Genomic DNA, 14594 nt, shown 5'->3' on the forward strand with positions numbered 1-14594 from the left:
TGGATTGCCCGTCGGTTGCCTGTCCACCCAATTCGGCGCAGGCCGTCGTTCAAGGGCTTAATCGCACCGTCAAGGAGCTCGACGGCTGCTAACACGTATGGATCTGGGGTGCTGATGGTCACGATGTGTGTCTCCGTGACCGCCGGCCATGCCGCTGCGCACGCGCGCGAAAAACCGCTCGGCTCAGGCCGGCGGCTTTGTTCCTGGTGATTCGGATATGCGCGCTCGCGCGCGCTCAGGATGTGCAGCCGTCGGTTAGGCGAGGGCTGCGGCGCGCGCCGTTGCGGCGCGCGTTGGAAAGTGGTGAACGTAATTCACTGCATGATTGCGCGCGCTCTCCCGCGCTCTCTGCGCGATTGACGCGGCTGCATGAGCCTGAGCGCGAATGGCAACTGCGGCGCGGCAAAGAGCTTCTGCGTGCGGACTTACCAACTCGCGCCCCAGCAAACCGGATGCCAGTCCAAGTTCTGAGCGCAGGGTGCGCCGCCAGCGCGCAGTTAAGCCCTTCGCCGCGCTGCCAACGAGAATACCTAAACGAATCAAGTGCGCGTGTGTGTTGGATTGCCCAGCCTGCTTGGCGTTGTGTCTCGCCGATGCAACTGCACTACGGGCCCGTAGCTGCGCATTGAGCGCTCGGATCTGAGGTCGCACATCGAGTACTGGAAGCTCTGGAGTCTCCCCAAAAAGCGTGTGCATCATCTCCTCCACGTGTGCGGTGGAATAAGTGTCCGTATGATGTGCATCGGAGTCCATGAGGTGAGCATTACGCCACCGCGTCGTTGCGTCAATACAGTTTCAGATCATTTTTGTGTGATCTCAATCGCATAATGCACTGCTCCATAAATGGTTACGATTTTGGCCTGGTGCCGGACTGTTGATCAGTGTGCTGTGGGCAACGGCGGCGGCTGCTATGGTGAAGCCTTGGCCTTCGCTTGAAGGGCCAAGCGGCTATTGATCTCGATGATCTCGCCTGCCAGTTGCTCTTTTCGTTTGGTCAGATCCTCAGCTTTTTCCGTAGAGTTGGGTAGGCGTGTCTCTTGCACTTGACGAAGTTCTTCTGAAGTTACGGTTAGGGCAGCCGTCAATGCTTGCAAACGTGCGGCCTCTAAGGACAGCCATGTCTGTTCCGAGAGAGTCTTGAGGGTGTTAGCAGAGTCCCTTTTTGCCGCCAGCATGGCCTCTCGCTGCAAAAGCAGGGTGAACAATAAGGCGATAAACGCGAGACCGCTAAGAACAGGACCGAGCGTGCCACCAACGAACTCACCGAACTGGCTCCATGCTTCCTGAGCATCAGAAAATTGCTTGTCTGATTCCAAACCAAAGATCAGCGTTCGGAGTGTGCGTGGTAGCTCGGGCCAATGTGAGAATCGTAGGTAGTACAAAAAGAACACGCCTGTAATCACACAGCCCGTGATCAACGCAATACGTTTGGCTGTGTCCACGAGGTCTTCGCGCGACCAAGCTTCAACAGCTTCTTTTCTGTCTGTCATTAATGAACACTCCTGATGTTGACCGGTGGGATCTAAGCCTGCCAGTCGAGACGCTCCACTCTTTCATCCTCTAGTCGCGCCTGCCATTCGTACCCATCAGCAAGGGCATCAAGTGCCTTGGCCGTGTGAGGATGCGCATAGGAGATTGCTCTTGCCCAAGCTCGATACTTTGCTGCATCTTGGCGCTCAAGTTCGCCGCCATCGCGCGGCAAACGGGTCGTGACACCGCGCCGATTGCTCTTACCGATGTGGAACCCCTCGATCATTGATTTGCTGCGGAAGAGGTCAATCACCTCGCGTACCGGCTCCGCCGGCCAGTTGCCATCCGCGCCTATTGGCGAGGCTGACAGCATGTTTCCAATACGGCTATCTGCAACCTCTTCTCGGCCGGCAGCCTTGGCCAAGGTCCGCGCTTCCTTTATCCACGATTCAAGAACCTCGCCATCGAGCGTACCGTCGTCGCGTGTCCCGGGAATCCGATTCCAGAGCCCAAGCAACCGATACGCCTGCGTGGCGACCGCCCGCGCTTGCTCTGGGTTCTCGGGTTCGGGCTCAACGACGCCGCTCTCCTCGTTGGCCTTGTAGACCGCACTCAGCATCATGATGAATAGTGACGGATCTTCAGAAAGCGCCCTCAGCAGTGCTTTCGCCGGCCGACGGGAATGCTCCAGTACCTGCAGGTAGTTCCACTCAAGCGCAATGAGCGCGTCCCGGTCGACATCATCGCGCGCGTCGAGAAGCTGGAGAATTTCGGCGACATAGTGCTGGAACATGGTCGCTTCGTTGCCGTCGCCGTTGTTGTCGAACGGCTGTCGAGCCGCTTCCTGCAGTACCTCGACCAACAGTTCGCAGGGTAGTTGAACCTTGTTGCCATGTGCCGCAAGCGGCAGGGCATGCCGAGCGCGCCCGACACGGATCAGCATGCGGATGGCATAAGCAACTTCTTCGCTGTCTTCGTCCATCCAGAGCACTGGCGCAAGACGCCAGTAGGCCGTTTCCAGATCCCCGTCGATCTGGGCCACTTGATCCCAGGTCCAGCGCACTGTCGGAAGCGCGCGAAGAATCGTCAGCAGCGCGGTGTCGCCCCAGTTCTCTGCTCTTGCTTTAGCGATCAAGGCCTCTGCCCAGGGCTCTTTCCGGTCACGGAAAAAGGAAATAATCAGACCGTGGGCAACATCCCGTTCGTGGGCGTCATCACTTCGAACAGCGGCCTCAATCAGCGCGTCGACGTCAGCGATCGGCAGGCCGCTATCATAGAGTGCCTTGCCGATATAACCGGCGGCCTCTGCCAGTCGGGCGAGCGACAGTACCGCCGACAGCCCGTCCTTCGCGTAAAGGGCTTGCACTGCCTGCTGTCGAGCGGCGTCGACATCTCGCTGTTCAGCCTCCCAGCCTGTCGAAGAAGGTTTTGGCAGTCGAACGGGTTGCTGAAATAGCCACGCTATTTGCTCAAGCGGATCGGTCGGCGCGAAGCGGTGGTAGACGAACTCCAGGCGATCCAGCACGGCACTCGATAGCGACCATTGCGCGTCTGGGAACTGTCGATGATGGTGAAGCACACCACGGAGCTTGCCCCAAAGAATCCCGCGGTCGGCCTTATCGGTGATTTGTGGCTCTGCCGCCTCTAGCGCGATGATGGCTGGTTCGATGTCCGGAGCCAGATCACCGAGGCGGTCAAGTAGGTGCGACCAGCGCGCTGGGCTCAGACCAACATCTGCCAGCAAGCGCTCGCTGATTGCAGCAGCACCACGCCCAATGAGACCCCAAGTTATGGTCTCGACCTGATCGACAGTAAAGTCGCGCCAAAGTGGCGTGGGTGATGGAGTTGAGGTGTCGTGCCCTTGCGGCAGGGTGCCGAGCATCAGTTTCCACGCGGCGTTTGTTTCACGCTTTCGGATGAGATCGAGAGCGCGAAGCCGCTGGTCCAAACTCGCATAGGTCTGCGGTATCCAAAGCAGATGGATCTCGCGCAGACTATTGGCCGGCCCATTCGAATAGCGGCGCGGCTTGGTGTCGATCGCATCAAGGCGCGCCAGAATATGAGTCACCCGCGGCATCCATTCCGGTGACCATGCCAGAGACTCAAGTGCCCACATCAAGTCTGACAGATGCTCAGCTCCGAACACACCGCCATCATCGTGGCCGAAGAGAGCGCCGATAGGCGGATCGTCTTGGTCAAGGCTGTCCTCAATAGACGTCAGGAAGGCATCCGGCGATGCCTCAGCCAACAGCCGAAAGTCACCAGACAGCGACCACCACCGTCGCTGATCGGCGTTCCGCAGTAGCTTGCCGACGATAGCGTCAACTCGCCGACTTGCGTCCGGAACGATTCGGACACGATCACCCCAAAGCGCAAGCAGGATGAGCACCTGACCGATACCGTGGCGCAGCATTCCTGAATATTCACGGTGCACTCCGCGAACATCCGCCATCCAACGCTCATCAGGATCCATGTCAAAGCGCGGATCTGCCGATCCCAGAACGGCATGTGCCGCCGCCTCGAAACGGGCAATGTCGGTGCTTGTCAGAGTATGCGCGAGCAAAACCCATACATCGGACGGAGAGGTGATGCGCCAAGTCGAACCGACCTTTTGCAGCGGGCTGTCGAATTCCCCAACATAGGGAGCCAAGGCAGTAATGATCGCCTCGTAGGGCTGATCCGCGAGCTCCGAAAGTCGAGCCCGATCAGCTTCGGCGTTCTCATCCCAGCCCCCGGCCAGCAGCGCCGCCAGCAGCGCATGCGGCGGCAACTCTTCCGCCCATCGTGGGAGGCGTCCGGGAGCCCCCGGAATCAAGCGTCGCAGGACAGCGAGGTTTCGGGCACTATCGCGAGCGAGCGCCTTGGCCCTCGGCTCGGCGATACCAGCGCTGACCAGAGCGCTAGCAATCCCCTCGCGCGAAGGTCGGGCAAGCGTGCGCACTTCGCCACGCCCAATCAATCGTTCATCGTAGGCCTGCAGAACGTAGTGCCCTTTCTCCGCAAGAGTCTGGGCAAGACCAGGCTCGGGATCGGTCAACAGCAAGATCAGCGGTGCAGGCGCATTGGCGAGAGCCCTGGCTGCGGCGGCAGTAGTCGCCACGAGGCAGCGCGCGCGATAGGCAGTCGCCATGTCATCCGGCAGCTCACTGAGGGTGGCATGAAAGAACGCCACCACCTCCTCAGCAGTAGTCGTCCGAAGGGAGAGCACGGATGGCTCACCGCGAAGCCAACGTAGGACGTCGACGGCATCTTGGTCACGATCGCTGAGAACGAGGTCTTCAGTCAGAGGCCACTGGGTAGCGAGCGACCACTCCTTCCAGACCTCTTCCAGCTCCCGTGTCCCCGGTGGTCGTTTATCTAGGCGAGTTGCTAGCCAGAGGCCGACCGCCGGCGTTTGTTCGATCCAGTGAACCAGGTCATTGGCGTCGTAGACGCGAACCTCCCGCCATGGACCCTCCTCCTGACGTGTCTTGGCCCACTCGTCTTTTTTCGGCCAGTGACGCGGCGTGACGAACACATATGCCGCATCAGCGGGATTGAGCGGTGCTGACTCTGCCGTTCGCTTTCGATAGTCCTCGCTCGCCTTCTGGACGATGTTGCTGCGTTGAGTCCCAATTTCCCAGCCGGCATCACCCTTGGGCACGTATGTGCTACCAACCTCGGATGAAGTCAGCCCATCCCAACCCGGATGGCGAACCCCTTCGTCTGACGGAAAACGAAGTTGTGCTGCCGCGCCATGGGTCGCTCGGATCAGATGAGCGAGAAGCGTCGGGAGACTTACAGCGCCGTCGGTGCGGTTAGCCCACGCGGAAAGATCCTCAGCGCTGACCCAACGAACCGGTGCTCCCGGACGTTCGGAAGTTGTGATGATCGGAACGGGCGGCCCGATGATGGCACCCGTGGGCAGGAATCGAATGCCAGCGCCCTCCAGAGCGCCCCGAATGGCTTGAGCGTTGTTGGCGACGGGGGTTCGCTGTCCCCGTTCGAAGTCAGCAACGGTCGAAGTCGCCACACCGGCTGCCTTGGCCAGTTCCTGTTGCGACCATGCCAAAAGGGCGCGCGCCGCCCGTACGTGCTTGGGCGTGAGATCAGGGGGAGGAGTTGACGAGTTCATAGTCATATGAAATATATGACGTCAGCTAACATTCTTCAATAAATCTTTTTTGTCGACAAATTATATTTTTTGTAAACAATAGATAACATAATGATCGAACGTCATAGTAATTATCGCGAACGCGCCTTCAGCCTCGTCCAGGCACGAGGCATCGTGCGAGCGAGAGACTTCAAAGCGGCCGGCATCCCCCTCGTCTATCTGAAGAGACTGACCGACGCTGGTGACCTCGTCCGCCTCGGCCGCGGCCTCTACCAGGATCCGGAACGCAGTGGGGAAAACATTGCACACGATCTGGCAGAAGCCGCACGTCTCGTCCCGCACGGAGTCATCAGTCTAGTCAGCGCCCTACGTCAGCACGGGCTCACTACCCAGCTGCCCCACGCTGTCTGGATGACCATCCCCCATAAGGCCCGCACACCCAACCCGACAGGACTGCGGCTCGAAATCGTCCGGGCGACTGGCGAAGCTCTCACGGCAGGCATTGAACATATCCAAATCGAAGGAGTCGAGGTGCTGATCTACGGCGTCGCGAAGACGGTCGCCGATTGCTTCAAACACCGCCGCCATGTCGGCGAGGACGTCGCCATTGAGGCGCTGCGCGACGCGCTGCGGCAACGTAAGACCTCTCCAAGTGAGCTGATGAAGTTCGCCGCCATCGATCGGGTCAGGGGCCAGATGGACCCACTCATCAAGGCCATGCAATGAAGTTCAAGATCACCAAGAATCCGGCGGCATCCATCAGGGCCAGACTCCTCGCTCACGCAAAACAGCACGGAGACGACTATCAGCGTGTCCTGACGCGCTACGCGATCGAGCGCCTGCTCTTTCGTCTGAGTCAGACAGAGGCGGTCGAGCGCTATGTGCTCAAGGGGGCCATGCTGTTCGTCACGTGGCCGGAGCATGTGTTCCGACCCACGGGGGATCTCGATCTATTGGGCCAGGGCAACCCCGATCCGAATGCCATTGCCGAACTCTTCATCCGCATTTGCCGGATCGAAGTCCCTGATGACGGCATCAGGTTCGATCCAGCCAGCTTGAAGGTCGACGCGGTCCGCGAAGACGATAAATACCAGGGCGTCCAGCTGAGCTTGGACGGCGAATTGGCCAGAGCCGTCATTCGCGTACAGGTCGACATCGGCTTCGGCGACTACGTTTACCCCCTGCCAAAGCGGAGAAATTTCCCTGGTCTGTTGCCAGATCTACCGCAGGCAAACATCCTGATGTACCCACCCGAAACCGTGGTTGCCGAGAAATTCGAGGCGATGATCCGCTTCGGAGAAGCGAACGGCCGGATCAAGGACTTCCACGACATCTGGGTCACGACACGCACTTTTCGCTTCGATTTGCCGAGCCTCGTCGAGGCGGTTAGTGGCACGCTCCGGCGCCGGGAGACCGCCTTTCCAACCGAGATGCCCGTGGGCCTGACCGAGGTTTTCGCGGCAATTGCCGAGAATCGAGGTCTCTGGAGTGGCTTCCTTCGCCGTAATCCACCGACCCTTGAGCCGCCGCCATTCGCAGACCTGCAAGTGGAACTGCGACGTTTCTTTGGCCCCATCATTGTTAGCCTGGGGACACCAGATGGTGCCAAAGGCTATTGGGATCCCGATGGTGGCGTATGGCGCCAAGATCAGTCGGTCGGAAATCCCTAACAGAGCGGATATGAGGGTTGCTGCCCGTAGTGGTGTTGCCAAGCGCTTTGCAGTGACGAAAAAGGAATGAGAGATCAGACGCTGCCGTCGAGAATCCAGCCGACCAGAAGGTGCATGCGGAACTCCGATGGAACAGCCCACAGGTAGACAGTGATGGACAGGGATGGACAGGGATAGACGCGGAACGCCTATGGAACACTCGAGTCGTAAAAAGCAAAAAAAGCCCGACTTGGCGGAAGTCGGGCTTTTTCGTAAGTGCATGTATTACTGAAACTAGTGGTGGGCGATGCAAGGATCGAACTTGCGACACCTGCCGTGTGAAGGCAGTGCTCTACCGCTGAGCTAATCGCCCGCCGAGAGCGCGCAAATATACGGGGAGCGGGGCTCCGGGTCAATCGTTGGCTTGCTGGCGCCAGCCTAAATGGGCGGCCTGGGCCGCTGGCGGTGCATCCACCGGTGCCGTGGGTTGGTAAACTGCCGCGCTTGACTGACGAGGCGGCCCCGATGGAATTCCTGCAGCACGAGCTCAACCATATTGTCGCGGCGCTGCACGGCTTTGAGATTACGCCGTGGAAACTGGTCGGCCTGATCGGTTCGCTGATGTTTACCAGCCGCTGGTTTGTGCAGATGTACTACACGCGCAAACTGAAGCGCGTGGTGATGCCGCTGTCGTTCTGGTGGCTGTCGGTGATCGGCAGCGCGCTGCTGCTGAGCTATTTCATCATCGGCAAGAACGACTCGGTCGGCATTCTGTCGAACTTTTTCCCGGCGTTTGTCTCGGTGTACAACCTGATTGTGCACATGCGCGAGGTCAAGCGCCGCGACGTGGTCGAGAGCGAAGTCTGATCCCAGGCCGGACTTCGCCACTTGATCGCCCACGCCTGATCGCTTACTCGACCTCGTAGCCGAGGTAGGGCGCCAGCCAGCGTTCGGCCATATCGCGCGACCAGCCCTTGCGCTTGGCATAGTCCTCGACCTGGTCGCGGCTGAGCTTGCCGACCACGAAATACTGGCTCTGCGGATGCGAGAAGTACCAGCCGGATACCGCCGCCGTCGGGTGCATGGCGAAGCTTTCGGTCAGCCCGATGGTGGTGTGTTCGGTAGCGTTGAGCAGTTCAAATAGCGTGGCTTTTTCCGAGTGCTCGGGGCAGGCCGGGTAGCCGGGAGCGGGGCGGATGCCGCGGTACTTTTCGGCGATCAGGTCGTCGTTAGCCAGCGTCTCGTCCGGTTGATAGCCCCAGAACTCCTTGCGCACGCGCTCGTGCAGCCGCTCGGCGAACGCTTCGGCGAGGCGATCGGCCAGCGCCTTGAGCATGATCGACGAGTAGTCGTCATGGTCGGCCTCAAACCGGGCGACGTGCGGCTCGATGCCGATGCCGGTGGTCACGGCAAAGCCGCCGACCCAATCCTTGACGCCGCTGTCCTTGGGCGCGATGAAATCGGCTAAGCAGAAGTCTGGGCGATCGGCCGGCTTCTCCACCTGCTGGCGCAGATGGCGCAGCGTGGCCAGAGGTTTGACCTTCGGCGCGGCGTCGACCGCGTAGACCTCGATGTCGTCGCCGATGTTCGCCGCCGGCCAGAAGCCGATCACGCCCTTGGCGGTGAGCCAGCGCTCGGCGATCAGCGTGTCGAGCATGCGGTTGGCATCGGCGTAGAGCTCGCGCGCCTGCGCGCCGACGACGTCGTCGTCGAGAATGGCGGGGAATTTGCCGGCCAGCTCCCAGGCGTTGAAGAACGGCAGCCAGTCGATGTATTGGCGCAGCTCGGCCAGGTCGTAATCGTCGAATACGGTGATGCCCGGCGTCTTCGGTACCGGCGGCTCGTAGGCCTCCCAGTCGTCGGTGAAGCGCTGCGCGCGCGCCTTGGCCAGCGGCACCAGCTGCTTGCCGGGGCCGCGGTCCTTGTGCCGCTCGCGCACGTCGGCGTACTCGAGACGGATCTTGGCGATGAACTCCTCGACCAGATCCTTGCTGACCAGCGACTGCGCTACGCCGACGGCGCGCGAGGCGTCCTTCACCCACACGGTGGGCGACTTGTAGTGCGGCTCGATCTTCAGCGCGGTGTGCGCGCGCGAGGTAGTGGCGCCGCCGATCATCAGCGGGATATGGAAGTTCTGCCGCTGCATTTCGCGCGCGACCTGGCTCATTTCTTCCAGTGAGGGCGTGATCAGGCCGGACAGGCCGATGATGTCGGCGTTCTCGGCAATGGCCGCTTCCAAAATTTTCTGCGCCGGCACCATCACACCCAGATCGATCACCTCGAAATTGTTGCAGCGGAGCACCACGGCGACGATGTTCTTGCCGATGTCGTGCACGTCACCCTTGACCGTCGCCATGATGATCTTGCCGTTGTTCTTGCCCATGTCGCCTGTGCGCAGCTTTTCTTCCTCGATGAAGGGCAGCAGGTAGGCCACGGCTTTTTTCATCACGCGGGCGGACTTGACCACCTGCGGCAGAAACATCTTGCCGGCGCCGAACAGGTCGCCGACCACGTTCATGCCGTCCATCAGCGGGCCCTCGATGACGTCGAGCGGGCGCGAGGACAGCTGGCGTGCTTCTTCGGTGTCTTCGACCACGTATTGGTCGATGCCGTGGACCAGCGCGTGGCTGAGCCGCTCGCGCACGGGTATCTCGCGCCAGGCGATCGTTTCGACCGCGGCCTCGCCCTTTTTCTTGCGGTAGTTGTCGGCGATCTCGAGCAGGCGCTCGGTGGAATCGTCGCGGCGGTTGAGCACCACATCCTCGACCCGCTCGCGCAGCTCGGGATCGAGATCGTCGTAGATCGCCAGCGAGCCGGCGTTGACGATGCCCATGTCCATGCCGGCCTTGATGGCGTGGTACAGGAACACCGAGTGGATCGCCTCGCGGACGGTGTCGTTGCCGCGGAACGAGAACGACACGTTGGAAACGCCGCCGGAGATATGGCAATCGGGAAAGCGCTTTTTCAGCTCGCGCGTGGCTTCGATGAAATCCACTGCGTAGTTGTTGTGCTCCTCGATGCCAGTGGCCACGGCAAAGATGTTCGGATCGAAGATGATGTCTTCCGGCGGAAAGTCGAGCTCGCGCGTCAGCAGCTCGTACGCGCGCGAACAGATCTCCACCTTGCGCGCGCAGGTGTCGGCCTGGCCCTGTTCGTCGAACGCCATCACGACGGCGGCGGCGCCGTACTGCTGCACCTTGCGCGCGTGGTCGAGAAACTGCGCCTCGCCTTCCTTCATCGAGATCGAGTTGACGATGCCCTTGCCCTGCAGGCAGCGCAGGCCGGCCTCGATCACCGTCCACTTGGACGAGTCGATCATGAAAGGCACGCGCGCGATGTCGGGCTCGGAGGAGATCAGGTTGACGAAGCGGGTCATCGCCGCTTCGGAGTCGATCAGGCCCTCGTCCATGTTGATGTCGATGATCTGCGCGCCATTCTCGACCTGCTGGCGCGCCACGTCGATCGCCTCGTCGTAGCGCTCCTCCTTGATCAGCTTTTTGAACTGCGCCGAGCCGGTGACATTGGTGCGCTCGCCCACGTTGACGAACAGCAGTTCGGGTGTGAGGACCAGCGGTTCCAGGCCGGACAGGCGGGTATATCGCCTCACTTACGCGGCCTCCGCTTGCGTGGCAGACGGAATCACGCGCGGCGCGCAGTCGCGTACGGCTTCGGCAATCGCCTTGATGTGCGCCGGCGTGGTGCCGCAACAGCCACCGACCAGGTTGAGCAGGCCGTCGCGCGCGAAGCCGCCGATCACGCCGGCCATGTGCTCGGGCGATTCGTCGTACTCGCCGAAGGCATTTGGCAAGCCCGCGTTGGGATGCGTGCTGACGTAGCTTTCCGCAATGCTGGAGAGCGTTTGCACGTGCGGGCGCAGGTCTTCCGCGCCGAGCGCGCAGTTGAAGCCCACCGACAGCGGCCGCGCGTGTGCGACCGAGTAGTAGAACGCTTCGGCCGTCTGCCCGGATAGGGTGCGGCCGGAGCGGTCGGTGATGGTGCCGGAAATCATCACCGGCACGCGCGCACCGCGCTGGTGGAACAGCTCGCTCAGCGCGAACAGCGCGGCCTTGGCATTGAGCGTGTCGAAGATGGTTTCGACCATGATCACGTCGGCGCCGCCGTCGATCAGGCCGTTGGCGGATTCGGTGTAGTTTTCGCCGAGCTCCTCGAACGTGACGTTGCGAAAGCCAGGGTCGTTCACGTCCGGCGATAGCGATGCGGTACGGCTGGTCGGGCCGAGCACGCCGATGACGAAGCGCGGTTTATCTGGTGTTTTTGCCGTCATGTCGTCGCAGGCGACGCGCGCCAGTCGTGCACCTTCGAGGTTCAGTTCGTAAGCCAGATGCTGCAGGCCGTAATCGGCCTGGCTGACCCGAGTGGAGTTGAAGGTATTGGTTTCGACCAGGTCGGCGCCGGCTTCGAGATAGGCCGCGTGCACGCCGCGGATGATGTCGGGCTTGGTCAGCGTCAGCAGGTCATTGTTGCCTTTCAGATCGCAGCTGCCGGCGTGTTCGTGCGCGTGACCGTCAGCGGATTTCGCATGGCCGTCGTGACCGTGCTCGAAGCGGTCGCCGCGGAAGCTGCTTTCATCCAGCTCGTGCGCCTGCAGCATCGTGCCCATGCCGCCGTCGAGGATCAGGATGCGCTGATGCAGCGCCTGTTCCAGCAGGGCAACGCGGTCGGGGTGTAACCAGGGCAGGGCGCTCATGACGATGATTCCTTGGTGCTTTGCTTCGCGTGTCGCGAGGCGGTGTTTCAAATGGTGTTGGCGGCGATCGGTTCAATGCGGCTTGCGCGCCAGCAGGCTGATCACTTCGAAATGCGGCGCCTTGCGCTCGCGGCTGATCTGGTGACAGCTAATGACGTCCAAACCCGCGCTGCTCGCCAGCTCGCGCAGCTGGTCACCGGAGAAGCCGAGATTGCGATGATCGAACGGCTCGACCGCGGTCCGGTGATCGTGCTGGCCAAGCGTCACCGCCAGCAGGCGACCACCCGGGCGCAGCACGCGCGATGCCTCGGCGACGGCCTTGGCCGGATTTTCGGCGTAGGTGAGTGCATGCAGCATCAAGACCAGATCGAAGCGCTGCTCGCCCAGCTCCAGCGCCTGCATGTCGCCCTGGATCACCTGCACGTTAGTGAACGCGCGCAGCCGCTTGGCGGCGGCGTCGACCACGCGTTCGCTGGAGTCCACGCAGGTGATCGACCTAGCGTGCGGCGCCAGCAGCTCGGCGGTGATGCCGTCGCCGGAGGCGATGTCGAGCACGTCGCCGGTTTCCAGCAGCTGCAGCAGCGAGCGTGCCAGGGTTTCCCAGGTGCGGCCGGGCGAGTAATGTCGCTCCATGTCGCCGGCGACGGTGTCGGCCCAACCTTCGGTGCTCGCGCGTTGCGCCAGCACGCCCGGCAGGCGTGCGGTGTCTTCGCGCAGCAGGGCGTCGTCGATGCTCTGGCGCAGCGAGTCGAGCAGCTTGCGCTGCGCCTCCTCGCCCTCGCTGTTGGCGCGGTAATAGGCGGATACGCCGGCGCGCCGGTCGCGCACCAGCCCGGCCTCCTTCAATTTGGCCAGATGGGTGGAGACGCGCGGCTGGGCGAGATGCAGCACGGCCGCCAGTTCGGCCACCGTCAGCTCCTCGTGTTCGAGCAGTGCCAGCAGGCGGACCCGGGTCGGATCCGCAAGCAGGCGCAGCACGCTAGAAGCACTGGCCAGATCCATTGAGCATCCTTATATCGCGATAAAGAGATGACAAGGCTAGGCGTGGTTTGGCGGGGCGTCAAGCGTCGAGACGAAGGAGATGCGTGCTGCGTTCACTCCGGCGCGCATGCGACAAGATGCTGCGCTTGCCGGCTGCGTCCGCGCCGGCCATTTTTCCGTAACTGCGCGGTGTCCCACGCGACTCGAGCGCCGATGCTGCGCTCGCACAAGCGCGTTTGACCGCCACGGCTACAATGGCCGGCTGCCACTCTCACTGCGGAGCTTTTCGATGGATTTCAGCTTTACCGAAGATCAGTTGTCGATCCAGTCGATTGCCCGCGATTTTGCGCAGAAGCGCATCGCGCCGGTGGCCGCCGAATTCGACGCCAAAGGCGAGTTTCCGCTGGAGAACATCCGCGAGATGGGCAAGCTGGGGCTGATGGGCATCGAGGTACCGGAAGCGTATGGCGGTGCGGCGATGGATACGATCGCCTACGTGCTGGCGATGATCGAGATCGCCGCGGCCGACGCGGCGACCTCGACCATCATGTCGGTCAATAATTCGCTGTTCTGCAATGCCATCCTCAAGCACGGTACCGAGGAGCAGAAGCAGACCTTCGTGCGCGCCATCGCTACCGGCGAGGCGATCGGCGCGTATGCGCTGACCGAGCCGCAGTCGGGCTCCGATGCCTCGGCCATGCACACCCGCGCCACCAAAAACGCGCAGGGCGACTGGGTGATCAATGGCAAGAAGAGCTGGATCACCTCCGGCCCGGTGGCGCGCTATATTCTGCTGTTTGCGATCACCACGCCGGGCGTGGGCGCGCGCGGCGTGTCGGCTTTCATCATCGATACCAAGCTGGCGGGCTTTCATGCCGGCAAGAGCGAGCCGAAGCTGGGCATTCGCGCCTCGGCTACCTGCGAGATCGAATTCCACGACTACGTCTGCCCGCAGGAAAATCTGCTGGGCGAAGCGGGCAAGGGTTTCTCGATCGCCATGGGCGTGCTGGACGCGGGCCGTATCGGTATTGCCTCGCAGGCGATCGGTATCTCGCGCGCGGCCTACGAGGCCACCCTGCAGTGGGCGCGAGACCGTAAGGCTTTCGGTGCGCCGATCGGCACGTTCCAGATGACCCAGTCGAAGATCGCGGATATGAAGTGCAAGCTCGACACTTCCATGCTGCTGACCCTGCGCGCCGCGTGGCAGAAGGGCGAGGCCGACAAGACCGGCGGCCGCTTCGGTACCGAGGCGGCGATCGCCAAGCTCACCGCCTCGGAAGCGGCGATGTGGATCACCCATCAGGCCGTGCAGATCCACGGCGGCATGGGTTATTCGAAAGAGATGCCGCTGGAGCGCTACTTCCGCGATGCCAAGATTACCGAGATCTACGAGGGCACCAGCGAGATCCAGCGGATGGTGATCGCGCGCGCGGAGACGGGCTTGCGCTGATTTTCAAGCGTATCGAGTGCCACAAGCGGCGGCGTTATTGGGTAGTACGGCAGATAAAAAAAGCCCGCCAATAGGCGTAATGCTGTTCACTTAAGCGGAGCAGCCTTTCGATTCACGGGGTAGCGAGTCTTGGATATTTTGACGGACGTCGGCCTGGAAGGCCGAGGTCGTCTATCCAGAAACAGGTTGCCGATTCCGGCCCTGAGTTCAGCCAGTCGCGCTCCGGTGCGTGATAGAGGTTGC

9 protein-coding genes, 1 tRNA gene and 1 pseudogene are annotated in these 14594 nt (G+C 61.6%); 4 read left to right on the plus strand and 7 right to left on the minus strand.

Features of this window, described 5'->3' with window-relative positions:
* Positions 1–908 precede the first annotated feature (908 nt).
* Both HDE78_RS17730 and HDE78_RS17735 read right to left on the minus strand, forming a co-directional pair.
* Positions 909–1490, minus strand: coding sequence for a hypothetical protein (locus HDE78_RS17730; protein ID WP_179481946.1), 582 nt, complete (start codon positions 1488–1490; stop codon positions 909–911).
* Positions 1491–1522: 32 nt separating this feature from the next.
* A complete protein-coding gene (locus HDE78_RS17735; protein ID WP_218862503.1) occupies positions 1523–5584 on the minus strand; it encodes a helix-turn-helix transcriptional regulator in 4062 nt (1353 codons plus the stop codon).
* A gap of 90 nt (positions 5585–5674) precedes the next feature.
* On the opposite strand from HDE78_RS17735, the gene HDE78_RS17740 reads away from it, so the two are divergent.
* Both HDE78_RS17740 and HDE78_RS17745 read left to right on the plus strand, forming a co-directional pair.
* On the plus strand, positions 5675–6289 hold the full coding sequence (locus HDE78_RS17740; protein WP_179481950.1) for a type IV toxin-antitoxin system AbiEi family antitoxin domain-containing protein: 615 nt from the start codon (positions 5675–5677) through the stop codon (positions 6287–6289).
* Positions 6286–7233 carry a nucleotidyl transferase AbiEii/AbiGii toxin family protein gene (locus HDE78_RS17745; RefSeq protein WP_179481952.1) on the plus strand — a complete coding sequence of 316 codons (948 nt, stop codon included), beginning with the start codon at positions 6286–6288 and terminating at the stop codon, positions 7231–7233. The genes HDE78_RS17740 and HDE78_RS17745 overlap by 4 nt, the downstream gene beginning before the upstream one ends.
* A gap of 277 nt (positions 7234–7510) precedes the next feature.
* Here the strand turns inward: HDE78_RS17745 and HDE78_RS17750 are convergent.
* Positions 7511–7585: transfer RNA gene (locus tag HDE78_RS17750), tRNA-Val, on the minus strand.
* A gap of 152 nt (positions 7586–7737) precedes the next feature.
* On the opposite strand from HDE78_RS17750, the gene HDE78_RS17755 reads away from it, so the two are divergent.
* Positions 7738–8079 (plus strand): lipid-A-disaccharide synthase N-terminal domain-containing protein, encoded by a 342-nt coding sequence (locus HDE78_RS17755; RefSeq protein ID WP_179481954.1) that lies wholly within the window; start codon positions 7738–7740, stop codon positions 8077–8079.
* A gap of 43 nt (positions 8080–8122) precedes the next feature.
* Here the strand turns inward: HDE78_RS17755 and metH are convergent, their stop codons facing one another.
* The 3 genes from metH to HDE78_RS17770 form a co-directional block, all read right to left on the minus strand.
* A complete protein-coding gene (gene metH, locus HDE78_RS17760) occupies positions 8123–10819 on the minus strand; it encodes a methionine synthase (protein ID WP_179481956.1) in 2697 nt (898 codons plus the stop codon).
* A complete protein-coding gene (locus HDE78_RS17765; protein ID WP_179481958.1) occupies positions 10820–11920 on the minus strand; it encodes a homocysteine S-methyltransferase family protein in 1101 nt (366 codons plus the stop codon).
* A gap of 72 nt (positions 11921–11992) precedes the next feature.
* Complete coding sequence (locus HDE78_RS17770) at positions 11993–12922, minus strand: metalloregulator ArsR/SmtB family transcription factor (protein ID WP_179481960.1); 930 nt, start codon at positions 12920–12922, stop codon at positions 11993–11995.
* Positions 12923–13190: 268 nt separating this feature from the next.
* Between HDE78_RS17770 and HDE78_RS17775 the strand changes: the two genes are divergently transcribed.
* Entirely contained in the window at positions 13191–14351 is a 1161-nt protein-coding gene (locus HDE78_RS17775) for an acyl-CoA dehydrogenase family protein (RefSeq protein ID WP_179481962.1), read from the plus strand.
* 86 nt (positions 14352–14437) lie between these two features.
* Here HDE78_RS17775 and HDE78_RS17780 read toward each other — a convergent pair.
* Positions 14438–14594 (minus strand): annotated as a pseudogene (locus HDE78_RS17780) (IS4 family transposase); the annotation flags it as partial.

This window comes from Rhodanobacter sp. K2T2, assembly GCF_013408815.1.
GTDB lineage: Bacteria > Pseudomonadota > Gammaproteobacteria > Xanthomonadales > Rhodanobacteraceae > Rhodanobacter.

What these genes read in the sequence shown, in the direction of transcription:
- HDE78_RS17730 (WP_179481946.1), bottom strand. Translation starts at nt 1,490, where the DNA reads ATGACAGACAGAAAAGAAGCTGTTGAAGCTTGGTCGCGCGAAGACCTC.
- HDE78_RS17735 (WP_218862503.1), bottom strand. Translation starts at nt 5,584, where the DNA reads ATGAACTCGTCAACTCCTCCCCCTGATCTCACGCCCAAGCACGTACGG.
- HDE78_RS17740 (WP_179481950.1), top strand. Translation starts at nt 5,675, where the DNA reads ATGATCGAACGTCATAGTAATTATCGCGAACGCGCCTTCAGCCTCGTC.
- HDE78_RS17745 (WP_179481952.1), top strand. Translation starts at nt 6,286, where the DNA reads ATGAAGTTCAAGATCACCAAGAATCCGGCGGCATCCATCAGGGCCAGA.
- HDE78_RS17755 (WP_179481954.1), top strand. Translation starts at nt 7,738, where the DNA reads ATGGAATTCCTGCAGCACGAGCTCAACCATATTGTCGCGGCGCTGCAC.
- HDE78_RS17765 (WP_179481958.1), bottom strand. Translation starts at nt 11,920, where the DNA reads ATGAGCGCCCTGCCCTGGTTACACCCCGACCGCGTTGCCCTGCTGGAA.
- HDE78_RS17770 (WP_179481960.1), bottom strand. Translation starts at nt 12,922, where the DNA reads ATGGATCTGGCCAGTGCTTCTAGCGTGCTGCGCCTGCTTGCGGATCCG.
- HDE78_RS17775 (WP_179481962.1), top strand. Translation starts at nt 13,191, where the DNA reads ATGGATTTCAGCTTTACCGAAGATCAGTTGTCGATCCAGTCGATTGCC.